The following is a 22,471-nucleotide window of genomic DNA, read 5'->3' as shown; positions in this document are numbered from 1 at the left end:
GATGCATGGTGGAAATTTAAACACTAGATTTGTTTATGGTTGCTCAAATTAAGACGGCTCAGATTAAGACGAATCACCCAAAAAACAACCAACATCAGCCTAAAACGAACCCAGCAGATCCGAATTCACCTAAACCATCATCCATCGTGACTCCAATTAAAGGTCAGGTGCAGGTGTTTATCGCACCCCATCGCAATCTCTATGCCGATATCATCGCCCAAGGCTTGCGTGTTGCAGGACAAGGTACAAATGTCTTACTCATCCAATTTTTTCAGACAGGCATTAATCAAGGTTTGAGCAATCCCCGTCGGCTTGTTGAAAATCTAGAATGGCTGAGGTGTGAAGCTCAGCGTGATTTATCTAAAGACGGGCTGGAATTGACAGATATTGAAAAATCGTCAGTATTAGAGCTATGGGACTATGCCAAAGTTGCAATTAAGTCAGCACAAGCGGGTTTAGTGATCCTCGATGAAGCTGATTTGCTAGTGGCGCGATCGCTAATTACTGAGGACGAATTGTTAGAAGTGCTAGAAACGCGATCGCCCAAGGTCAATATCATCTTGATTGGTACGTCAATACCTGCTCGCATTTCTGAATATGCTGACCAAGTCACCCATCGTCGCAGTTAGCAAAAAAAAGCTCGCTATGCGAGCTTTTTTTTGCTATTGAAAGATATAAACTGATGTTATACCAAAACACAAAATGGCTACGCCATTTTGTGTTTTTAAAACCCTTACTGGGTTTGGTTTTTAATTCACAAAAGTGTTGTCACACTTTCGTGAATTGGTATTACGTGGATCTCAGATGATGAATCTCTTGCTGCTAGCGAAGCAGGGCAACCACGGGGGGATTGCCCCTACCCCAATAATTTAGATTTTTGTAGGGCTGTGCCCCCGTGCCAGCCTTAGACTTAGATGCTCGTAGGAATTCAATCCACGTAACATCAGATATAAAGAGAAAAGCGCTGTAATTATGAACCAAGCTTGAAGGCTTCCAGAAATAGTCCATAAACTAAACCTAATTTAAGAGAATTTAAAATTTCCTTGGTTAATAGTCTCGGTGCTGCGTTATCGCTTGGAGTAACTCGTTTGACAGTATAAACATAGCGATTAATCATTTCCACAATAAACAGAGTAATTGCCGCAGTCGTGATATCTTGCTCAGATTTGGCTCCCGATATAGTGGAGATTACAGATGCTAAAAAAAAGCCTACCAACAAACTAATCAATATCAACGATGTCCGTCGCCAAGGATTTCGCGACCATTGGGATATTTGACCAACACTGACACTTACGATTGTACTAAGTCGAGTATTTTGCATAAAAACCTCTCAATTAAAGTTGCGATGAGGCATCTTGTACTAATAAATTGCTGATATTGGAAGAGCTTCCTAGCTTTGCCAAGGGGCTTAAGCCCCTTGGCTGTTTGAGTTATTTCGACAAGCTGTTTAAGCTTAGCTAAAAACTAGTGTCTCATTTTCTACAGTGATGTAAATTTGATGACCCTCTGCAAAAGTTCCTTCCAGAATTTTGTTGGCGATGGGGTTTTCGATTTCCCTTTGAATGGCACGTTTTAAAGGACGCGCACCGTAGGAAGGATCATAACCAACAGCAGCAATATAGTCTTTGGCTTCCTCACTCAGTTTTAAGGAAATCTTGCGATCGCTCAGCCTGTTCTCAATGCGTTTAATTTGTAACTCCGCAATTGACCGAATTTCATTGCGACGTAATGCATGGAAAATTACTGTTTCATCAATGCGATTGAGAAACTCAGGACGGAAGTGATTGCGAAGTACATCCAGCACCTTATCGCGCATTTGGTCATAACGAGCATCCCCATCCAGATCGCTAGGTAAATCTTTGGACACTTCGAGAATGCGATCGCTACCGATATTACTGGTCATGATGATCACCGTATTTTTGCAATCCACTAAGCGCCCTTGGCTATCGGTAATGCGACCATCATCAAGAACTTGCAAAAGAATATTAAATACATCAGGATGCGCTTTCTCGACTTCATCAAAAAGCACCACTGAGTAAGGATGACGACGCACTGCTTCTGAGAACTGTCCGCCTTCTTCATAACCAACGTAACCAGGGGGCGCTCCGATTAAGCGGGAAACCGAGTGTTTCTCCATATATTCCGACATGTCGATCCGTACCATTGAGGCATCAGAATCAAATAGAAATTCGGCAAGGGTACGCGCCAGTTCCGTTTTGCCCACTCCTGTAGGTCCCAAGAACAGGAATGAACCAATGGGACGGTTAGGATCATTCATCCCTGCACGGGCGCGACGGATAGCTGAAGATACCGAAGTGACGGCTTCATCTTGACCAATGACGCGATCGTGGAGATGTTTCTCTAGGGTCAATAATTTTTGACGTTCTGATAAGAGTAACTTTTTGAGGGGAATGCCTGTCCATCGCGCAACAATTTCAGCAATATCATCTTCAGTGACTTGTTCACGAAAGAGAATTGAACCATCGGCTCTGGCTCGATTTAGCTCTAATTCTGCCTCATCAAGATTTTTCTCTAGTTCCGTTAACTTGCCATACTTGAGTTCGGCAGCACGATTGAGATTGAATTCACGTTCAGATTGCTCAATCAGTAACTTAGTTTGATCGATTTGTTCTTTCAGCGATCGCAGATTATCAATGGTATCTTTTTCCTGTTGCCAGCGATCATCGAGGCTGATTTGGCGATCGCGTAGTTCGTTCATTTCTTTGTCAAGTCGATCGAGACGGTCTTGGACAGCCTTACTGCTCTTAGTTTTATAGACGACTTTGCCTTCGGCTTCCGTTCGTTCCACAGGGGTAAAGCCTCCTTCTTTTTGCAAGGATAATCTTTCCATTTCCAATTGCATCAGGCGGCGATCAATTTCATCTAGTTCTAAGGGGCGAGAATCAACCTCCATTTTTAATTTTGCTGCGGATTCATCAACCAGATCGATCGCTTTATCTGGTAAAAAGCGATCGGTGATATAACGATTAGAAAGTGTCGCTGCTGCCACTAGTGCCGAATCAGAAATAGTTACGCCATGATGCACCTCGTAGCGTTCCTTTAGTCCGCGCAAAATCGAGATCGTATCTTCCACAGTTGGCTGATCGACCACAACTTGCTGAAAACGTCGTTCCAGAGCTGCATCTTTCTCAATATATTGGCGATATTCATCGAGAGTAGTTGCGCCGATGCAGCGCAATTCACCCCGCGCTAACATTGGCTTGAGAATATTCCCCGCATCCATAGCACCCTGCTGTGTTGCCCCAGCCCCAACTACCGTATGCAATTCATCAATAAACAGCACAATCTTGCCATCGGAATTGAGAACTTCCTTAAGAACTGCCTTTAATCGATCCTCAAATTCACCGCGATATTTTGCCCCTGCAATCAGCGATCCCATATCCAGACTAATAATCGTGCGGTCTTTGAGAGATTCTGGCACATCACCACGAATAATTCTTTGCGCTAATCCCTCAGCGATCGCTGTTTTACCGACCCCTGGTTCACCAATTAGCACAGGATTATTTTTAGTGCGTCGTGACAGTACTTGCATAACGCGCCGAATCTCATCATCACGACCAATCACAGGATCGAGCTTACCTTGCTTTGCTTGTTCCGTAAGATCACGACCATATTTTTCCAATGCGGCATATTTCGCTTCAGGATTTTGATCGGTGACAGTCTGGCTACCCCGCAGTGATTTAATCGTTTCTTCTAATTTTTTGCGATCAATACTTAAATCGCGATATAGCCGTTTACCGATGCGATCGTCATCGGCTAATCCCAACAGCATATGCTCAACGGCAATAAAGTCATCACCAAAAACCTTGCGATGCTCTTCAGTGCGATCGAGCCATACTTCTAAGTTGCGTCCCAAGTACAATTGTTCTGGGCTTGCCACACGGGGCTGTCTCCGCAAAAATTCTTCGACCTGTCGTCGCGCCCTTGCCATGGGGACTGACATCGCCGTAAGTATATTCGTAGTCAAGCCCTCTTCCTGCTCCAATAGCGCCATTAGCAAATGCTCGACTTCTAGTTGCTGATGTTGAGCGCGTCTCGCGACCTCTTGCGATTTGACGATCGCTTCCCATGCTTTTTCAGTAAATTTTTTCGGATCGGTTGGTTGCATTGGCTTTGGTTACAGCAGGATTCAGGTGTAATTACTAAGGGTAGTTAAGATAAGTTTACAATGCTAGTCCGCTAAGTTAGTGAAAACCGCTATAAGTACTAATGTAAAACTAATGCAAAATAAAGTACGAAAACCCGTAAAGTTGCGCCCCTGCGGGCACAACTTTACGGGTTTTTCATCGCTATACTGGTGAATGATATATTTGACCAGCAGTGCTTGAGCATCATTGTGTTCCTATGGGCTATGAGCCACTACACCACAAGTATCGACCGCAAATCTTTGATGACCTCGTTGGTCAAGAGGCGATCGCCCATACCCTTAGCAATGCCTTAAATACTAAGCGCATCGCACCTGCATACCTATTTACGGGTGCAAGGGGGACTGGCAAGACATCGAGTGCGCGGATCATGGCAAAGTCGCTCAATTGCCTGAGTTCTGACAGCCCAACTCCTCATCCCTGCGGCAAGTGTGAGTTATGCCATAGCATCGCCAATGGTAATGCTCTCGATATTACCGAAATTGACGCGGCAAGTAATACAGGCGTTGATAATATTCGCGAGTTAATCGAACGCGCTCAGTTTGCCCCAGTTAAGGCAAGATTTAAGGTTTATATTATTGATGAATGCTTGACTGGCGATACGCTCGTACAGACTGATACAGGTTTAATGCGTATTGACGATCAAGATTTATTAGGTAAACAGGTTTTAAGCTATAACGAAAACTCTGCTCAATGGGAATATAAAAAAGTTTTACGCTGGTTAGATCGTGGTGTGAAGCCCACATTGATTATTAAAACTAATCAGCGATCGATTCAATGTACAGGTAATCATTTAATCAGAACAGAATCAGGATGGACACCAGCAAGCAATATCAAAATTGGGATGAACATATTGTCTCCTGTAGTTGCGGAAGTGGAGAATTGGAATACAAGTTTGGAGCGGGTAGAATCTGTAACAGTCGTTGGTGATGAGCCAGTTTATGACATTGAAGTAGAAGACAATCACAACTTTGTAGCTAATGGTTTGTTAGTACATAACTGCCATATGTTAAGTACAGCAGCATTTAACGCACTTCTCAAAACCCTAGAAGAACCCCCCGATCGCGTTACATTTATTCTCGCAACTACTGATCCGCAGCGCGTCTTACCGACGATTATTTCCCGTTGTCAGCGTTTTGACTTTCGGCGGATTCCCCTTGATGCGATGGTCAAGCACTTAGGAAAAATTGCCGTAAATGAGAACATTAATATTCATATTGAAGCACTGACTTTAGTCGCTCAAATTGCACAGGGAGGACTACGTGATGCTGAATCTTTGCTCGATCAATTGAGTTTATTAGATGGAGAGATTACGGTTGAAGCTGTATGGGATTTGGTAGGTTCTGTTCCAGAACAGGATTTACTATCATTAATTGAGGCGATCGCTGCCGATCATTCCACACAATTAATTGATTATGTGCGGCGCATTATGGATCGCGGACGAGAACCTCTGATCGTGTTGCAAAATTTGGCGAATGTGTATCGTGATTTATTAATTGCCAAAACCGCTAGCGATCGCAGTGACCTTGTTGCGATGACAAGTTCTGGTTGGGAAAGATTGATTCACCTATCGCAGAGTTTAGCGATTCCCAATATTTTGTTAGGTCAACAACATTTGCGATCGGCTGAGCTACAAATCCGTAACTCCACACAGCCACGCCTCTGGCTAGAAGTTACGCTCATGGGTTTACTACCATCAGCACAGGGGGCGATCGCCCAGTCACAAGCTCCTGTTCTATCTCAATCTCAACCATTTGTGCCATCACGCAATACAACCGCAACTCCACAATTTACGCCCCAACCACCTAGGACTGAGCCTGTTTCTCAAGTTCCAGTAGCACCAAAACCAGAAACCCAGACAATTCCAATTACCAAGGTATCGGAACCAGAGAATAATTCGATACCCACTCCCCCCATTGTCGAAACTCCGATTTCATCGGGAATTGATGACCTTGATGACTTCGCTGCGGTTGGTTACGATCTAGATCAGATGTGGCAAAGCATTTTATCAATGTTGCCAACACCCACAAAATCGGTTTTTATCCAGATACAGGCTCATATTCTGACGCTTGAGAGTAATAGCGTCAAAATTGGTTTAGGTGGGAAGCGCGATGAAACCACCAAGAATATTGTGATTCAGAAGCGACCAGAGCTAGAAGAAGTTTTTGCTAAGTATTTGCAGCGTCCAATGAAAGTGATGTTTACCTTTGTCACTACGCCGCCTCAAGCTGAGAAAGTTCAAGTTAATGCACCTCTTCCAGTTAGTCCAGCGATCGCCACTCCTGCAACTACAGCGACACCTGTCTCTCGGCCCAATCCCAGCAGCCCTAATCCACAACCTGCACCTCCAGCAACAGTTCCATCTGCAAATGTAAATCCTAGTCCAGAGAAACCGCAAACGTCTCAACCCCAAGGTTATGTTGGAATGTCAGATGATGACAGAGTAATCAAAAATTTAGCAGAACTGTTTAATGGACAGATTGTTGATCTTGATGAAGAGCCTAGTGATCCATAGCAAACCTTTTATGGCTATATAGGGCTATATTCAAAAAAAGTAATTGCTCAACGTAGGAAAATTGACAAAAAGTCAAAAACTGATAAATCAAAGCAATGAAGGAACTACCCAACCTAAAAGACTTAACAGACGAGGCAACAGAAGCCTTGATAATGAAGTTATGGGAAGAACTACAAAAACTACAGAAACAACTAGAAAAGAAACCAAAGAAGACCGCAAAGAACTCAAGGTGGAGTATGGGGGCAAATCCTTGGGTAAGTCTGCCCAATTACTTCCTTGCTTCAGTTGGTAAAGTATGCCATCTAATATTTCCCGTTTTGTCCATTTTGGCGGACAAGTTTTCTTTCTTTTCGGCAACAGAGGTTCAATAATCTCCACTCTTTATCGCTTAGACTGCTGCTATATTCCATGTTTTAACCCTTTTCTTACTCTTCCTAAGATACCAAATGGGTTCTATAAGAAGTGGGCGCAAAACATTCTACTAATTGATTTTTTGTCCAGTCATAATTTCGTTGAGAATTCCCCCAATGATGAGCGCGATTTTCAGCCCGAAGTGCTTGCAAGACTCTAATTGCTGGATAAGTCCCAAACTCTGCCGTTAGTAAATCATAGCGACATTCTGGCAAAAGATTTTGACACCAAGTTTCTAATCCACCCCGAATTTGATATGACACACCTTCTGTACTAGATATATCGACTGTATCTGCACCAAATCTCTCTGTTAGTCTTGTATAAGACTTTGTTTGTGCTGACGCATCCATCAAAAGCCGATAAGTTCCCCATTTTCCTAAGCCTGTATGGAAATCAAGATGCAATACTTCTGAAGTATTGCCAATCCATTTAGATAAATTTTCAGCAAGAATCTTTTGAGTTTTCGATGGAGCATTACCACCAAAGAAAAGCCCTTTTGAAAAATCATATTGTCCTACTAGAAGAGTGTTCCTTAAACTAGTCATGCCATACTTCAAGATTAGCCAAATAGCCTGCAATATATAGGGTTCAAATTTTGATGGTGGTGAAGTTGGATTTAGGAAAGCATTAAATTTAGGATAGTTTTTAGGACTACCAGTAAACTCTTCTTCAGGCAGTAAAAAGTTACGATTTAAGTCTACATTGCCTTCATTCCAACGTCTTAGCCATGCAAAGCCATAGGGATTTAGGGCATGAATGAGTAATACTCTCGTATCAGGCGATCGCGAATCAATTATCTGCTGCTGTTCTAACAAAGCTAATTGAATTGCTGACCCTAAAAAGCCTTCTACACCATGTAAACCACTGGAAGTTATTACGGTTCGTTGGGGTTTAGGTGCGCTTGCGATCGCCACATCAATCGTTAATTCTTAACCAGTTGGACTCACTCGATCAATTGGATAGGCTATGCAATCGTAACCACAAGCCAAAGACTTTGCTCGAAAGCGCTCCCGAGCGATCGCATAGTCTGGTGAAAATGCTTCTAAATAGTTCACGAATTTCTCACATCAAAATAGAACTTTTGTAAAAGTCAATTTGTAAAAGTCAAAATGATTGACTAATAAGTAGCTAGGCATAAATAAACTAAAACCCGAACAGATTGTTCCGCCCGCTACGCGGGCGGAACAATCTCTGGTTTTACTTTTTAATATGCTCATCTGCTTACTCTCTTCATTCTTAGACTCAAATATCCTTTGGCAAAATTTGTAGCAAAGATTCAGGAAGGATACGATGTAACCACTTTTCCCAATTTGTGTAATTTTTTTGGTATTGTATCCCAGCAAAAATTATGAAAACACCAACAAAAGAAAGCGCGATCGGAAACAGTAGCGAACTACTAAATACTGTATATGCAAGATGTCCCACATAACCGATCACTCCCATGCCGCCAAAGATGACAAATACACGTCTTCTGAGCAAAACAGAAAGAAGAATCAAAAACAGATTGATTAGGAAATAGAGAAATCTCTCCCATTCACCACCAGAATTCATTAGCGTTAAACCTCCCCAAAAAGCCATTAGTCCAGACAAGTATAGCCAAAAGGCAAAGTCACCCTGACTGCGGCGGATGCGCCGATCAATGAAAAAAGCAATGACAACATTGGCTATGCCAAACCAGAAAGAAACTAGACATCGCTCATTCCAAGCAAATTCATTTTTACCAAAAATCAACGGTGTCAAATCCATTGACATGTACCATAGCGAGTAAGCGATCGGCATTGTTAGGAAGGGAAAGCGAATCCACCAAAGTGCTAGCATCCCAGCGAGAATTGTGCCCAGTTCCATGTAAAACCAACTGGCTTTTACTAACACATGGTAGTTACGATAACTGCCTGGATCTCCGTATGGCCAGATACCCGTCATGCGCTGAAAGCCATAAATTGCAAGTGGAACCATACATAGGGCTTACTGAAAAAGCAAGAAAAGCATACAAGCAAAGGTTTCTAAGGAGAACGAAAACAGATAAAATGCAAGAAAAAGCAAGAAAAGCTAGAAAAACCCTTGCACCAATAAAATTGCATGTACCGACAATCCCCCACAGGACAGCTATCATTCGAGAACTTCTACTTACCATTTGGCGGCAAACTATCAGGAGAAAATCGATGGGTAAGATTAGCAGAACTAGTGCCGTGGGAAGAATTTGAGAATGAATATGCAGAACAATTTAGCGAAGGACAAGGAGCACCAGCAAAACCATTTCGGATAGCACTTGGGGCGCTGATCATCAAAGAGAAGCTAGGAACAAGTGACGAAGAGACAGTAGAACAAATTCGTGAGAATCCATATTTACAATACTTCCTAGGCTTATCAGAGTACAGCGACAACGCCCCATTTGAAGCAAGCATGATGGTACATTTCCGCAAGCGATTGAATCTAGAGATCGTGGGCAGAATCAACGAACGGATTGTGAAGCCTCCTAAAGAGTCGGGACAAAAAGAGAAGGAAGCAAAGCAGTACAAGAAAGAAGAAAGAGAAGAGATAGAAGAGAAGTTAGAAGAGCAGAATATAGAAAAGGAACAGAAAGAACCAGAACCAGCAAACCAAGGAAAATTGCTGCTAGATGCAACAGTCGCGCCATCCGACATCCGTTATCCCACTGACATCAAACTGTTGAACGAAGCAAGAGAACAAACGGAAATAGTGATTGATGCTCTTTACCAACAAGTGAAAGAACAATTAGCGAAGAAACCACGCACCTATCGCCGTGAAGCAAGGACAGCGTATCTCCAAATTGCCAAACAACGCCAACCCAATCGTAAAAGGATTCGCAAAGCATTGCGCCAACAGTTGGGATATGTGCGTCGCAATCTTGCCCATATTGACACTCTAATTGCCGCAGGGGCAAAGCTATCGGAATTGAAGAGGAGTCTCTATCGGAACTTGCTAGTCGTCAGTGAAGTATATCGGCAACAACAATGGATGTACGAGCAAGGTGGTCATCGCATAGATGACCGCATCGTCAGTATTACGCAACCTCATGTACGTCCGATTGTCAGAGGTAAGGCAGGAACACCTGTGGAGTTTGGCGCTAAACTCTCAGTTAGTTGTGTCGATGGTCATGCCTTTCTCGACCATCTCAGTTGGGATAACTTCAATGAATCGGGGGATTTGCAGCAACAAGTAGCATTGTTTAAATCTCGCTTTGGACATTATCCTGAAGCGGTTTACGTTGACCAGATTTACCGCACTCGCAGCAATCGCGCCTATTGTCGAAATCTCGGTATTCGGATTACGGCTCCGCCTTTGGGCAGACCTGTACCCGATGAGTTGGCGGCTATTCGCAAGCAGACTCTCGAAGATGCTAAGGTTCGCAATCAAATTGAAGGTAAGTTTGGACTGGCTAAACGACGGTTCAGTCTAAATCGCGTCATGTCCAAGTTGGCAAATACATCGGAAACGGCGATCGCTATCACTTTCTTGGTGATGAATTTGGAAGCGCTGCTCAAGCAGCTTGCTTTTTTCGGTTTGTCTTGGTTTATCTTTTGCTGGCAACTCTTTGTTCTTCCTTCTTGGAAACCCCTTTTTAACTTTAATTCTTTTTCTTGGCAATTTCCTTGTAGACACTCAAAGTATTATCCCCTTCCTCTTTGCCCACTACTTTTCCCTTAGTCTCTTTTTCAGCAAGCCCTACATACAGCAATAGTTGTGAGCAAACCTGCTGGAACTTTTAGCCCACGCTCAAACCACAAATGTCGTCCTGCCATAGCAAAAATTAGTATATAGATGCAAGATATGGCGAATATCCCCTTTCCCCCTAGCGATTCCCAAGCAAGGGTTAGGAAGAAAAACATCCCAAAAATGACGATGAGTGCACCAAAGTAGTAGGACACATTAGCAAAATCAAATTTGGGTACATGCTGTTTCCTTACGAGCAAAGCCTGCCAGAGACTATCAGCTACATTTGCATCGATCAAATCTTGGTCAACTGCCCAGTCCAGATCCTCTTTTTCAATTTGCATGGGTATCTTCCTCCAATAATGTTTGTGAATAATAACAATCTATAAATTTGTCGAGATTTCACTTTTTAATCATATAAAACCGCTTGCCATTTGTTATTTGCATATTGATTGCTAAATTTTGAGTTGCTTGATAACACATTGTTTTATTTCAATCTCTCATGAATATGTAAATGAGAACCTGTGCATTACTCACCAATGCCAACGCATTGCATTAGCTAAGTCGGCAATTGAATAAGAATATGTAGGTACTTGAGAAGTATAAGAATTGACTTGACGATCGCTGTAGGTTTGTGCCATAACAACGACTGGTAAGGCTAACGATAGTGAGATGATAATTGCCTTAACTTGAAAACCCTTGAGCCAAAAATTCTTGTTCATGTCTAACTCCGATTAGCTATAAATAACGCTTGTCTAATAGGATGCCTGAGCTAACTTGTACTAAAGACTCACTTTTAGGATCGGTAAAAGGATCGCTAATGGGATCGGTATTTTGCGATCGCGATTACCTCGATCTGTAAAATAGGGCTAGCAAACTCATTGAGAGTGCTAGCCCTTTAGAACTATGGCAAAAAAATATGGCAAAAGCGTCTAAACGAGGACAGCAAATACTCAAGGATAAATTACGTCAGATTGGACTTTCCCAAACTGCTAGCCAAGTATTAGAAAAAGCGGGATCAATTGGTGTCGCCAAACGTTTCTTTCAAGGGGATGACATTCGCCAAGATACCTTCATACAGCTTTGTCAATTTTTGGGTATAGATTGGCAAGAAGCGATCGCAAAGACTCCTCAAGTCGATTTAAAAGAAGCTCAACAAGTTATTAATTTCTTAGGGCGTACTACCGAGCTACAACAGTTAGAGCAATGGGTAATCAGCGATCACTATCAAATTGTCACCATTTTGGGCATGGGCGGCATGGGCAAAACTTCTATAGCATCACAACTTGCCCATCAATTAAAAGAAGAATTTGAATTTACGATCTGGCGATCGCTGCGTAATGCACCATCTTTTGCAAGCATCCTCACCGATATTTTGCAATTTCTCTCTCACCCTCAACCACTCGAACTACCAGATAATTTACCTGCACAGCTTGACCTGTTGATGCGCTATCTAGATGCGCGGCGATGTTTGTTGGTAATTGATAACTGGGAGTCGATTCTGAGCGATCGCTCTGGCTATCTCTCTGGCTATCGATCTGGTTATGAAGGCTATGGTGATTTGATTAGATATATTGGGGAACGTAATCATCAAAGCAGTTTAGTGGTTACCAGTCGCGAAGCACCGCCAGAATTATCGAGATTGATGGGAGGCTCAGTGCGATCGCTACATTTATCAGGCTTATCACAACAGGATGGCTTGCAGATATTGGCGAGAGAATCTATGGGGGCAAACGAGACCGAATGGCAGGAAATCATTACCCACTATGCGGGAAATCCTCTAGCTCTAAAAATTGTCGCCGCAGGGATTCGCGATTTACTAGGTGGCGATGTCTCGCAAATGTTGACATTGATGCGAGAGGGTGGACTGACTTTTGGAGACATTCATGATCTGCTCCAACGTCAGTTTTTGAGACTATCGGAATCTGAGCAAGAAGTAATGTACTGGCTAGCGATCGCCCGTGAGCCAATATCAGCAATTGCTTTAAAAGAGAACTTGCTGTCCATAGAATCAAAGCAAAAGCTGATTGTGACTTTAGAATTATTGAAAAAGCGATCGCTCATAGAAGTTATGGCTAATGGGTTTACGCTCCAGCCTGTTGTGATGGAATATGTCAATTATCAATTCATCGACAAGATCTGTCAGGAGATTAGCTGCACCGAACAGAAGATAAATCTACTCCATAGTCATGCCCTCATCGAAGCCACAGCAAAAGACTATATTCGTGATGCTCAAACTCGATTTATCCTTCAGCCCATTGCCGATAAGTTAGGTTATCAAGCGATCGCTGCGACCCTCGCTCGACTAAAAGCGGAAACTATACCAAAGCAAGGATATGCAGGTGGCAATCTTGTTAATCTGCTCTGTTGTCTGAATATTGATCTAACTGGTTATGACTTCTCTAATTTATCCATTTGGCAAGCTGATCTTAGAGAAGTGGAACTTCCTCAAGTTAACTTTACTAACTGCGATCTTGCCAGATCGGCTTTTAGAGTGACTTTTAGTAGTGTGATAGCGACAGCCTTCAGTCCCGATGGCAAGATTTTAGCAACTAGCGATGTAAGGGGCTGGATTTATCTTTGGCGAGTTGCGGATGGTAGCCAACTGCTTAAAACTCAAGCTCATAGCGAATTTATATTTTCTCTAGCCTTTAGTAAAGATGGGCAAATGATCGCAAGCGGTAGCATCGATCGCATGGTGAAGTTGTGGAATGTGAATACAGGAGCATGTTTACTGTCAATCGAAGCCCATGCACTTGGGGTAGCCAGTATTGCCTTTAGCCCTGACGATCTACTGATCGCCAGTGGTGGTGGAGATCGCACAGTCAAACTCACCGAAGTCGCAACGGGCAAATGCGTGATGACCCTAGAGGGACATGAGCAGATCGTGAGATCGGTCGCCTTTAGTCCTGATGGGCAGATGGTTGCGAGTTGCAGCTTGGATCACACCATTAAACTATGGAGCGTAACAACTGGAGAATGTGTTCGCACAATTGTTGATACTAATGCTGTCTACTCTGTTGCCTTTGCGCCACAAAGCGATCGCTCCGATGGACAGCTTGCCAGCGCTGGAGAAGATTGCCTTGTCAAGATTTGGGATATTCATACTGGCAAAATCGTGAAAGCGATCGCAGGACATCAAAAACAGATTTGGTCGATTGCTTTTAGTACCGATGGTCAAATGTTGGTGAGTGCAGGTGATGATGAAACTGTGAAGCTTTGGTCAGTAGATACAGGCGAAGTAATTAGAACCTTATATGGTCACAAAAATCGCATTTGGTCAGTGACCTTTAGTCCCGATGCGAAAACTTTAGTTAGTGGTAGTGATGATCGGATTGTGAAGTTGTGGGATGTAGATACTGGTCAATGTATCAGAACAATTCAGGGATATCACAAAGCTACTAAACCTGTAGCCTTTAGTCCTGATGGAAATCTTCTCTTTTCCTTTAGCTATGAAGAACAAAGTGTTAGGGTTTGGGATGTTCAGAATGCAAAATGTTTGAGAAATTTCGATCTTGGTACGTCTGGAGTGATGCAAGTTGCCTTTAGCCCTGACCAGCAAACCTTTGCCTGTGGCAACTATGACCATACCATCAAGATCTTTAATGTTAAAAATGGAACCTGCACGCAAATTCTCCAAGGGCATTCCGCTTGGGTAAGATTTGTTGCTTTTACTGCTAATGGTGAAATCTTAGCTTCTGGAAGTGGTGACCAAACCATCAAGCTTTGGCATCTCCCAACTTCAAAATGCTTAAATACTCTGCATGGTCATCATAGCCCTGTCCAAGCTCTAGCGATCCATCCCAAGGTTGAAATCCTTGCTAGTGGTAGTTGGGATGGCATGATTAAAATTTGGGATTTGCGATCGCAGGAATGTTTAATGACTTTTGCAGAACATAGCGATCGCATCGAAAGCTTAGCTTTTAGTCAAGATGACATATTAATTAGCGGCAGCATGGATCGCTCGCTTAAGTTCTGGAATCTAACAACAGGCTCTTGTATAAGAACTCTGCCAACCCAATTCCCAGTCTGGACAATAGCCTTAAATCCCAAATTATCAATTCTCGCCTTTGGAGGATATGCCGCCGAGGTAAAGCTGTGGTGTTTGCAGACTCATCAATACCTCAACAATTTAGAAGAGAAATTTGATATTGGCTATATGGGAGATGTGATTTTCAGTGCTGATGGACAGATTTTAGCTAATGGAAGTGAGGATGGAGTGACTAGACTTTTGGATTTGCAATCTGGCAAAAGTCTCCAATCATTGAAAATCCCTAAACCCTATGAAGATATGAATATTACTAGGATCAAAGGGTTAACTGATGCTCAAAAATCTACTCTTAAAGCACTAGGAGCAGTTGAGCTTGTCTAATTGAATATAGCCATTAGCAGCGTGCTTCGCACGCCGCTAATGGCGGAAAATGGCAAGGATTGCTTAGTGATGCTTACCATTTTCTGCTTTCATCGAACTGTCGTTAGTTGAGCAATTATAGCTGTCGCTAAATGTATTAGGACATAAAACCCAAGAGGCGAATGGCGGCGCGAAGCGCCGCCATTCGCCTCTTGGGTTTTGCTTGTGTCTTAACACAAGTGACTGTAGCTATACCAAGCAAACCTGTAGCAAGAACTGTAGGAAAGCGATCGCCACGATATAATAGTAATCCTGAAGATTGGATCGATGGAGTCCCTACCAGTTTAGGATCAATCATAATATGCTTACTTATTCATTGTTAGAGCAAGTCCTAATCAGGCTTAAATATACCGTAGATTTGAATCTTCGTTATCACGCTAAACTAACTGCTTTCATTCCTGTTGATGGTTATGAATCAGATATAGAGCTTGAATTTCGGGAGGGATACACCAGCGAATTAGGCGATCGCGATGCTTTACTCCAACTAGAATGGCTGATGGCTGACGGAGAAAGTTGTCTAGTTTTAGACAACAATTCTTTGGAGGCGATCGATGAAGTTCCCCATATATTTCCAACGGAAAAGCTGATTTTGAGAAAAGTATTTGACCAGATCCTAGAGGAAATTGCTAAGGAATCATGAATTGTAATGCTCAAAGGGATTCCTAAATTAACATCAGTTCGACGAAGGCGAAAAACGGTAAGAATCGCTAAGCGATTCTTACCGTTTTCCGTCATTTGCGGCGTGCTTCGCACACCGCAAATGGTTATATCGAACTCACGTTAAATTACAACATTTCTTGCCGCAACTCTTTTGACAGTTATATAGCAAAGCAAGTTTTGCTTACCCAAGAATTGAGGTGCGGCGCTTTGCGCCGCACCTCAATTCTTGGGTTTTGGTTTGTACTAGCTCAATCTTTTTCTGCTATAGCGATCGCAATTGACCATGAACAGCTAACCAGATACATGGTGGCTCAATGCTAGTGTACTCAACTCGATGTTTTTGGTGCGCCAAGAGCATTAAATAATCTCCAGATTTTAGCTCTACCGCTGTTCTATCTTCATAGACAATCTTTGCCTCCCCTTGCAATAAAATCACCCATTCATCAACATCTTGATCGTACCATTCACCTTCAGGTGTAGTTTGCCCTGTGGAAATAATCCGTTCAATCAGAATATTGTGACCAGTTTCTAGTTGCTCAAATTTTTCTGTTTGATTTATGTCTGAAGGGATCTCATAGATATTTGGCATAGTTATATAATAAAAAAGAGAGCCTATGCTCTACACAGACTCTTTTGATGTCAGTTAGAAGGATTTTCTGGCGATTCTGGCAAAGTACTCAGTTCTCTATCTTCTAGCTCATTAATCTGACGATAAAATTTTTGCAAATAGCTAAGATCACTGGCGAATAAATTTTCGATAACCATCGAACTAATCTCTTCTAATCCACCTAATTTTGTAATTACCCTAGACAAAATAATTACCGTTGCATAAGCAGGATTATTCCTGACACGAGGATCTCGCATCGGTGTAATCTCATCGATCGCTCTAGACAAACGCATTACACCTTTGCGATGTAGATTTCCATCCCCATCGACATAGCCCTTGGGTAGAGTAAATTCAAACTCTGTTTGAATCATATTTGAACCATAAGTGTTTAATTAATCTATTAATTAATCCGTAAAAAGTCGCTAACGCATAACTCTACTTCAGTAATCGCAAATTCGCTAGCATCAGCTTTAAATTCGGAAACTTTGTAACGCATCGGCCAAGCGCCATTAAATCGAAACCTTGCTTTTTCTGTTGCAGATTGGTCATAAACAGTGATGTCACCATCTCGGAGTTGTTGTGCCCAGTTACCGTCTTCTACTGCTTTTAACCATTTCCACATGGTCATGGAAATATTCAGTCCTTGTTTGAGCGTAATATTCTCACTTTTGACATTTCCTGGAAGCTTTGTGCGGATAACCCGTCCTTTTGTCGAACCACTCCTCCCCCATACTTGTGGAGTAACTTCAACAATTTCAATTGCTTCTTGACTTCGAGACAATCCACTACATTCCATAAAGTAGCCATCAATTTTTTCTAGACTACCTTGTAAAGTAATTTCTACATAAAATCTAGACTTAGCTAAAAATTCTATTTGCTGTTCGTCTGCCATCAAACCACCCTCTTGCAATTTTTAGTATGAGTGGTGCCTGAGCACCACTCACAACTGTTTTTAGGTTTTGCGGTGCAAAGTCTCATATACAAATTCAATTGTCTCAGTGGCTAGTCCTTCAGAACCAGCTTCTAGCTTAATTGATTTATAGCTAGAAGGCATTACTCCAGTCACTTCCCAAGTAGCAGCAGCTTCGCCGCCCTGATTGTAAAGAGTGATCGTACCAGTTTTTCGCTCGCCCTTGGTTTGAGTTCCACCACCTGCGAACGGTTCGGAATGAGAGGCACTATACCATTTGATTAAGCGATCATCTCCAACGGTACAGACAAACTCAACAGTAAGCTTACTGTTAGTTGCACCTGTAACAGTAGCTTGAATCACTGATGCACCCTTTTTTGTTACTCCATAGGACTTGCTATCTCCAGCTGTTTGGAGAGTGGAGCCAATACCACTGACTTTTTTTACAACCAAGTCCTCCAGCCCCGTTAAGCTAAAGTAATATTTAGATGAGGCTAAAATTTCACCTGCTGCCATATTTTTGTGCCCTCAAAATTTTGATAATGCGATAAACATGTGAGCGAATCTACTTCACTCGATTGATTTGCTCAGCGATAATTTCATAGGTTTCAACAGCCAAATCTTTACTTTCAGAGCTGAAATCACTTACTTTATAAGACTTAGGCCAACAGTTGATAAGATCCCAACGAATTACCTCATTATCGCCACTATCATATGCAGTGATTGAACCATTCTTACGATTTGCTGCCCATTCCCCTTTGCCTCCTTCGCTTTTAGGCATAACAGCTAGGAACCAATTATAAAATGCCATGTCTCCTTCGGCGACATAGACTTCAATGGTGACATTGGGGTTTTCTTCAAAACCTGCCGATGTACTTTGCCAAATAGTTTTGCCGCCTTTGGTGGATGCTAGTGGCTTTTCATGTCCTGCGGTTTGACCCGTAAAAGTAACTTCAGAGACACTTTTAATTAGTTTTTCTTCCAACCCAGCAAATTCTACATAGTATCGACTAGTAGGAATTGGTTTAAGTTCTGCCATTCTTCCTCCTTGAAAGCTGATTTACAGGTTTGCGGTATAGATAACTATTTTAAAATCTAAAGCTATCAATCGGTAAGATTCAAAGCATAAATCTTAAAATAGGCATGAATAATTTTAGGGATCTATATAAGAAGAACACCCTATGGGTGTTCTTCTTAATAAATAGTTAACTGTTAGGTGACCATTGGCTGACGCGGAAGATCACAAATTCAGCAGGACGGACAGGGCAAATACCGACCTCGATGTATAAGCGACCCATCATCATGGTTTCGTGGGTATTGAGGGTGGCATCACATTTGACGTAAAACGCTTCTGAGGATGCGCCGCCAAATAATGCGCCATTTCGCCAAAGTCCTTCTAGGAAGTTATTGACGGTACGAGTTACTCTTGCCCATAGGTCAGTATCGTTAGGTTCAAAGACGACCCATTGAGTTCCAATTTCAATCGATTTCTCGATATAGCTAATCAAGCGGCGGACACTGATGTAGCGCCATTGAATGTTGTCTGGTTCGACCAAGGTACGTGCGCCCCATACTTTGAAGCCACGATTGTAGCTAGCAAAGTTACGAATGCAGTTAATACCGATGGGGTTGAGCATTTCTTGCTCACGCATGTTGGTTTCGTAGGCTAAGCCAAGCACACCTCTAGGAGTGTCGTTGGCAGGAGCTTTGAAGATACCGCGTGATTGGTCAGTGCGACACCATAAACCCATGACGTGACCGCAAGGGGGAACGTAGGATGGCTTGCCACCTTTGCGAGGATTGGCGACTTTGATCCAAGGGTAGTAGAGTGCGCCAAACATCGAGCGACGGTTGAACATGCTCAACCATTGGGCTACGTCTTGAGGCTTTTGGCGATCTGGTGGTACGGCTTCCATGCCTTTGGAGGGCTTGATCGGAGGAGGATCGATGACTGCCATACGGAAGGCGGGACCAGGGAAGGAGTTTTCGCACATGCTGAGCATCATTTCCATGACACCATGCACTTGATCGATGTCGATTAGTCCTGCTTCGTAGACACGCATTAGATCTGGGCAGGCAATCATTGCTGTTTCATCGATTTCAAACATGCCTTGAATGCCAGTGCGATCATCTCTTTGTCCTAGCAAGTCGCGAGCAAAGCGATCAATCGAAGAAATGTAAGGAGGTGGCGCAATTTCGTAAGATCCATTTGCAGGACGACGAGAAAGAGGTTGACCACTGGTAGAAATGTCAGCGATGGTGACATATTCGGAATCAGCGATCGCTGTTACTACATAGTCAGCAACTTCAGGAGCAACCTGTGGATTCATCGAGACATGCTCGTATTTCTCCAACTCCTGTCCACCTTGGACAACGACAACGTTGAAGAATTCACCAGTATTTAAGGGTGGCTCGGCATCAGCAGGAGCATCTTCGGGTAATGGCTTGGGAGTGCTTTCTTGAATGATGACTTTGATGCGATCGCCTGTTGAGGGGAGAGCCAACTGGCTAGCGGAGGCATCGGCAGGCTTGATGTTAAACATCAATGTTGGCTTGTTATTGGATGTACCAATACGCAGAGCAGTTGCTTCGGGAGCAGGAGGTTCTGAGCCAGGTAGTCTTGTACCAATGCTAGTAACCCAACAACGTCCACCACCATTGACAAACCAACCGTTAACGGCAAAGGGTAAGTAAGCATCAAAGTCGGTGTATCCATCGGAGCCAGGAGCTGCAAAGTATTCGCGATACTGATCCCATGATGTAACCATCATCGGTTTAAACAGATCAGCATCGCCGCGTACGTCTTCGGTAAATCCGATAAAGCCTGCCACACTGAGGCTGATGCCTTCAATGGGACGACTGCCTTTATCAACCTCTTCGACGTATACGCCCGGGGCGAAGTAGTCTAGTGCCATATGCCACCCTTTAACTATGTCTATAGAGGTATACAGTAAGGATGATCAAAATTAAGGGTTATTAGACTTTAGTCTATACTTCTAGATAGAGTTAAAATTTATTGAAATTCTTGGGCTTTAAGCCTTAATCACTAAAGAGTTCATCAAAAAACTGTTAACAATTGCTAAGCTTCAATTGCTAAGCATCAATGATCTATGACAAATGATCTATGACAACAACGGCTCAAATAGTATCGGTTTTACTGGTAGAAGATGATTCTAATTTCCGTCGCGGTTTACATACACTACTGAGTTTTTATAGTGATGATTGTTATCTCCAGTTTAAGATTGTCGGGGAAGCAACCTCTTGCGTCCAAGCAATCAAGTTAGTAATCGAGCAGAAGCCTTCTTTAATTCTTTTAGATGTCAAACTCGATTTAAAATCCCCCGAAGATAGCGGTCTAAAAGTGTTGATGGATCTTAAAAGGTTGGATTATCATGGCAAGGTTTTAATCTTGTCATCTCATCGTGAAGATGAATTAGTATTTAGATCGATGCAGTTGGGAGCTAGAGGGTATGTGGCGAAAGATCGTATTGGCAGTCAACTTTATGAGGCAATTTCAACAGTTATGAATGATGAAATCTTTTTGCCACCCGATATTGCAACGAGTTTCTTTCGGATTTTTCATTTCTATGCAGGACGATCGCTACAGGGGCATTCTACGATCCATCTTACTGATCGCGAACAGGAGGTGCTGAACTGGCTAATCAAGGGAGCCTCTAATGAAGATATTTCTCGCTACTTGCATGTGACGATCGCCACTGTTAAGGCACATCTCACTAGTGTATTTGAGAAGTTGGGTGTGGCTAGTCGGACACAGGCGATCATTAGAGCATTGAAATTAGGTTTGGTGAGTGCAGATGAGTAATTATTTAGCGATCGCTACGGTGACAGCAACTCTACAAAGGGTTTTGCAAGCGGTCATTCAACAGGATATTGAAGGTGCGCGAGCCACTACTTTACCTCCTGGGGGAATTTCTACAGGCGCTCCAGAAGTGGGGGTAAATATTTTCCTATATCAAGTGACGAGCAATCCTTCACTAGCTAATTATGACTCTACACCCAATCGAGCCAAGGGAAATCCCCTTAATCGTCAAGTGGCGATCGATCTTTTTTACATGATGAGTTGCTATGGCAATGATGCGGAATTGCAACCCCAGAGAGTTTTGGGAAGTGTGGTAAGTACCCTTGTGGATAAACGGATTCTCACTCCTGAATTGATTCGTTCTACTTGCAATGATTCTACATTTCCATTTCTAGTAGATTCCGATCTTGCTGATCAAATTCAACAGGTTCATATTGTGCCTGTAGATATTTCACTAGAGGATCTATCTAAGGCTTGGTCAGTATTTTATCAAGTTCCCTATGTATTATCGATCGCCTATCGTGCTTGTCTAGTAATCGTCGAAGGTCGGGAAAACTTTCAGAGAGCTTTACCAATTCGCGATGCTTCTCCCGCAGGACTGGCTCCATTTCCTGCATCACCTTACATTGAGCAGGTCGTGGCTCAAGGTAGTCGCTTTGAACCGATTGTGATCGGTAGTGTGATGATTATTCGTGGACGAAATCTCCAAAGTCAAACGGTAGAAATCCATGTTGGGGATTTAGTGATTAGTCCCACTTCTGTTCAAGATCGTGAAATTATTTTTTCCCTAGAGAATATGGACTTACCACAAATCCAAGCTGGGGTGCAAAGTTTACAGGTGATCCATCGCATTGGTAGCACTTCGCCGCTAATTACCAATGAGATCGCCTCAAATGTGATGCCATTTGTGCTCTGTCCGACTATTGTGAATATGTCGGTGAATCAATTAGAAGAACTCGAAGATAATTTGCGATCGGCAGTGGTTGTAGTTCAGTTAGATGTACTAGTACGTGAGAAACAGAAAGTAGTCTTAGCTTTGAATGAATGGACATCTGATAATCCATCTGTCTATCTATTTGATCGTCCTCCTTTGCCTAGTGTTCTTTCCACCATTGAGATTCCAATTACGAATATTAAAGCTGGTGAATATCTGGTGCGGATACGAATTGATGGTGCTGAGAGTAAATTAGGGGTGGATGATGATCCTGATAGTCCAACTTACAATTGGTACAATAGTCCTAAAATCACGATTACATGAGTACCGTGAAGTAACGTGAGTTCGAGATAAGCTACAAA

At 42.8% G+C, this 22,471-nt stretch carries 22 protein-coding genes; 7 read left to right on the top strand and 15 right to left on the bottom strand.

All coding sequences use genetic code 11. From position 1 onward, the window contains the following. The first annotated feature begins 35 nt into the window (after positions 1 to 35). Positions 36 to 629, top strand: coding sequence for a cob(I)yrinic acid a,c-diamide adenosyltransferase (locus ABM313_RS02335; RefSeq protein ID WP_434686091.1), 594 nt, complete (start codon positions 36 to 38; stop codon positions 627 to 629). Between the two features lie 341 nt (positions 630 to 970). Here the strand turns inward: ABM313_RS02335 and ABM313_RS02330 are convergent, their stop codons facing one another. Next, a complete protein-coding gene (locus ABM313_RS02330) occupies positions 971 to 1,321 on the bottom strand; it encodes a DUF565 domain-containing protein (protein WP_434686090.1) in 351 nt (116 codons plus the stop codon). Positions 1,322 to 1,453: 132 nt separating this feature from the next. Beyond that, positions 1,454 to 4,129, bottom strand: coding sequence for an ATP-dependent chaperone ClpB (clpB, locus tag ABM313_RS02325; RefSeq protein ID WP_434686089.1), 2,676 nt, complete (start codon positions 4,127 to 4,129; stop codon positions 1,454 to 1,456). Between the two features lie 236 nt (positions 4,130 to 4,365). Between clpB and dnaX the strand changes: the two genes are divergently transcribed. Further along, complete coding sequence (gene dnaX / locus ABM313_RS02320; protein WP_434688333.1) at positions 4,366 to 6,681, top strand: DNA polymerase III subunit gamma/tau; 2,316 nt, start codon at positions 4,366 to 4,368, stop codon at positions 6,679 to 6,681. A gap of 87 nt (positions 6,682 to 6,768) precedes the next feature. On the opposite strand, the gene ABM313_RS02315 is transcribed toward dnaX, so the two are convergent. From ABM313_RS02315 to ABM313_RS02300, 4 genes are all read right to left on the bottom strand, one after another. Next, complete coding sequence (locus tag ABM313_RS02315; protein ID WP_434686088.1) at positions 6,769 to 7,059, bottom strand: transposase; 291 nt, start codon at positions 7,057 to 7,059, stop codon at positions 6,769 to 6,771. Between the two features lie 56 nt (positions 7,060 to 7,115). Next, complete coding sequence (locus ABM313_RS02310; RefSeq protein ID WP_434688332.1) at positions 7,116 to 8,012, bottom strand: M14 family metallopeptidase; 897 nt, start codon at positions 8,010 to 8,012, stop codon at positions 7,116 to 7,118. Positions 8,013 to 8,021: 9 nt separating this feature from the next. Next, positions 8,022 to 8,147 carry a hypothetical protein gene (locus ABM313_RS02305; protein ID WP_434686087.1) on the bottom strand — a complete coding sequence of 42 codons (126 nt, stop codon included), beginning with the start codon at positions 8,145 to 8,147 and terminating at the stop codon, positions 8,022 to 8,024. A 187-nt stretch (positions 8,148 to 8,334) separates the two neighbouring features. Beyond that, positions 8,335 to 9,048 (bottom strand): hypothetical protein, encoded by a 714-nt coding sequence (locus tag ABM313_RS02300; protein WP_434686086.1) that lies wholly within the window; start codon positions 9,046 to 9,048, stop codon positions 8,335 to 8,337. 123 nt (positions 9,049 to 9,171) lie between these two features. On the opposite strand from ABM313_RS02300, the gene ABM313_RS02295 reads away from it, so the two are divergent. Beyond that, on the top strand, positions 9,172 to 10,761 hold the full coding sequence (locus ABM313_RS02295; protein WP_434683668.1) for an IS5 family transposase: 1,590 nt from the start codon (positions 9,172 to 9,174) through the stop codon (positions 10,759 to 10,761). An 8-nt stretch (positions 10,762 to 10,769) separates the two neighbouring features. Here ABM313_RS02295 and ABM313_RS02290 read toward each other — a convergent pair whose 3' ends face one another. Together ABM313_RS02290 and ABM313_RS02285 are read right to left on the bottom strand one after the other, a co-directional pair. Then, entirely contained in the window at positions 10,770 to 11,111 is a 342-nt protein-coding gene (locus ABM313_RS02290) for a hypothetical protein (protein WP_434686085.1), read from the bottom strand. 189 nt (positions 11,112 to 11,300) lie between these two features. Continuing rightward, complete coding sequence (locus ABM313_RS02285) at positions 11,301 to 11,489, bottom strand: hypothetical protein (protein ID WP_094535536.1); 189 nt, start codon at positions 11,487 to 11,489, stop codon at positions 11,301 to 11,303. Between the two features lie 197 nt (positions 11,490 to 11,686). Here ABM313_RS02285 and ABM313_RS02280 point away from each other — a divergent pair, with 197 nt between their 5' ends. Then, entirely contained in the window at positions 11,687 to 15,139 is a 3,453-nt protein-coding gene (locus ABM313_RS02280; RefSeq protein WP_434686084.1) for an NB-ARC domain-containing protein, read from the top strand. A 136-nt stretch (positions 15,140 to 15,275) separates the two neighbouring features. Here the strand turns inward: ABM313_RS02280 and ABM313_RS02275 are convergent, their stop codons facing one another. Next, entirely contained in the window at positions 15,276 to 15,476 is a 201-nt protein-coding gene (locus ABM313_RS02275) for a hypothetical protein (protein WP_434686083.1), read from the bottom strand. A gap of 3 nt (positions 15,477 to 15,479) precedes the next feature. On the opposite strand from ABM313_RS02275, the gene ABM313_RS02270 reads away from it, so the two are divergent. Next, entirely contained in the window at positions 15,480 to 15,818 is a 339-nt protein-coding gene (locus tag ABM313_RS02270; protein ID WP_434686082.1) for a hypothetical protein, read from the top strand. 282 nt (positions 15,819 to 16,100) lie between these two features. Here the strand turns inward: ABM313_RS02270 and ABM313_RS02265 are convergent, their stop codons facing one another. From ABM313_RS02265 to ABM313_RS02240, 6 genes are all read right to left on the bottom strand, one after another. Continuing rightward, positions 16,101 to 16,427: a cupin domain-containing protein gene (locus ABM313_RS02265; protein WP_434686081.1), complete on the bottom strand. Its 327-nt coding sequence runs from the start codon at positions 16,425 to 16,427 to the stop codon at positions 16,101 to 16,103. Between the two features lie 50 nt (positions 16,428 to 16,477). Continuing rightward, positions 16,478 to 16,816, bottom strand: coding sequence for a hypothetical protein (locus ABM313_RS02260; RefSeq protein WP_434686080.1), 339 nt, complete (start codon positions 16,814 to 16,816; stop codon positions 16,478 to 16,480). 29 nt (positions 16,817 to 16,845) lie between these two features. Continuing rightward, on the bottom strand, positions 16,846 to 17,337 hold the full coding sequence (locus ABM313_RS02255; protein ID WP_142653251.1) for a phage tail protein: 492 nt from the start codon (positions 17,335 to 17,337) through the stop codon (positions 16,846 to 16,848). Between the two features lie 60 nt (positions 17,338 to 17,397). After that, positions 17,398 to 17,871, bottom strand: a complete 474-nt coding sequence (locus ABM313_RS02250) for a phage tail protein (protein ID WP_434686079.1) — start codon at positions 17,869 to 17,871, stop codon at positions 17,398 to 17,400. A gap of 49 nt (positions 17,872 to 17,920) precedes the next feature. After that, on the bottom strand, positions 17,921 to 18,394 hold the full coding sequence (locus ABM313_RS02245) for a phage tail protein (protein WP_142653253.1): 474 nt from the start codon (positions 18,392 to 18,394) through the stop codon (positions 17,921 to 17,923). Positions 18,395 to 18,560: 166 nt separating this feature from the next. Next, positions 18,561 to 20,270 carry a phage tail sheath family protein gene (locus ABM313_RS02240; protein WP_434686078.1) on the bottom strand — a complete coding sequence of 570 codons (1,710 nt, stop codon included), beginning with the start codon at positions 20,268 to 20,270 and terminating at the stop codon, positions 18,561 to 18,563. A gap of 209 nt (positions 20,271 to 20,479) precedes the next feature. On the opposite strand from ABM313_RS02240, the gene ABM313_RS02235 reads away from it, so the two are divergent. Then, positions 20,480 to 21,178: a response regulator transcription factor gene (locus tag ABM313_RS02235; RefSeq protein WP_434686077.1), complete on the top strand. Its 699-nt coding sequence runs from the start codon at positions 20,480 to 20,482 to the stop codon at positions 21,176 to 21,178. Continuing rightward, positions 21,171 to 22,433, top strand: a complete 1,263-nt coding sequence (locus ABM313_RS02230; protein ID WP_434686076.1) for a DUF4255 domain-containing protein — start codon at positions 21,171 to 21,173, stop codon at positions 22,431 to 22,433. Before ABM313_RS02235 ends, ABM313_RS02230 begins: the two co-directional genes overlap by 8 nt. Positions 22,434 to 22,471 lie beyond the last annotated feature (38 nt).

The organism is Pseudanabaena minima str. Chao 2107, from assembly GCF_051131155.1.
Classification (GTDB): domain Bacteria; phylum Cyanobacteriota; class Cyanobacteriia; order Pseudanabaenales; family Pseudanabaenaceae; genus Pseudanabaena; species Pseudanabaena minima.
Note: the sequence above shows the minus strand (reverse complement) of the source record. Positions and strands in the feature narration are given on the sequence as shown.

Coding starts and splice junctions, on each gene's coding strand:
- ABM313_RS02275 (WP_434686083.1), bottom strand. CDS start 15,476: ATGATTGATCCTAAACTGGTAGGGACTCCATCGATCCAATCTTCAGGA.
- ABM313_RS02255 (WP_142653251.1), bottom strand. CDS start 17,337: ATGGCAGACGAACAGCAAATAGAATTTTTAGCTAAGTCTAGATTTTAT.
- ABM313_RS02260 (WP_434686080.1), bottom strand. CDS start 16,816: ATGATTCAAACAGAGTTTGAATTTACTCTACCCAAGGGCTATGTCGAT.
- ABM313_RS02235 (WP_434686077.1), top strand. CDS start 20,480: ATGACAACAACGGCTCAAATAGTATCGGTTTTACTGGTAGAAGATGAT.
- ABM313_RS02295 (WP_434683668.1), top strand. CDS start 9,172: ATGTACCGACAATCCCCCACAGGACAGCTATCATTCGAGAACTTCTAC.
- ABM313_RS02270 (WP_434686082.1), top strand. CDS start 15,480: ATGCTTACTTATTCATTGTTAGAGCAAGTCCTAATCAGGCTTAAATAT.
- clpB (WP_434686089.1), bottom strand. CDS start 4,129: ATGCAACCAACCGATCCGAAAAAATTTACTGAAAAAGCATGGGAAGCG.
- ABM313_RS02335 (WP_434686091.1), top strand. CDS start 36: ATGGTTGCTCAAATTAAGACGGCTCAGATTAAGACGAATCACCCAAAA.
- ABM313_RS02330 (WP_434686090.1), bottom strand. CDS start 1,321: ATGCAAAATACTCGACTTAGTACAATCGTAAGTGTCAGTGTTGGTCAA.
- ABM313_RS02240 (WP_434686078.1), bottom strand. CDS start 20,270: ATGGCACTAGACTACTTCGCCCCGGGCGTATACGTCGAAGAGGTTGAT.
- ABM313_RS02245 (WP_142653253.1), bottom strand. CDS start 18,394: ATGGCAGAACTTAAACCAATTCCTACTAGTCGATACTATGTAGAATTT.
- ABM313_RS02230 (WP_434686076.1), top strand. CDS start 21,171: ATGAGTAATTATTTAGCGATCGCTACGGTGACAGCAACTCTACAAAGG.
- ABM313_RS02265 (WP_434686081.1), bottom strand. CDS start 16,427: ATGCCAAATATCTATGAGATCCCTTCAGACATAAATCAAACAGAAAAA.
- ABM313_RS02290 (WP_434686085.1), bottom strand. CDS start 11,111: ATGCAAATTGAAAAAGAGGATCTGGACTGGGCAGTTGACCAAGATTTG.
- ABM313_RS02300 (WP_434686086.1), bottom strand. CDS start 9,048: ATGGTTCCACTTGCAATTTATGGCTTTCAGCGCATGACGGGTATCTGG.
- dnaX (WP_434688333.1), top strand. CDS start 4,366: ATGGGCTATGAGCCACTACACCACAAGTATCGACCGCAAATCTTTGAT.
- ABM313_RS02250 (WP_434686079.1), bottom strand. CDS start 17,871: ATGGCAGCAGGTGAAATTTTAGCCTCATCTAAATATTACTTTAGCTTA.
- ABM313_RS02285 (WP_094535536.1), bottom strand. CDS start 11,489: ATGAACAAGAATTTTTGGCTCAAGGGTTTTCAAGTTAAGGCAATTATC.
- ABM313_RS02280 (WP_434686084.1), top strand. CDS start 11,687: ATGGCAAAAGCGTCTAAACGAGGACAGCAAATACTCAAGGATAAATTA.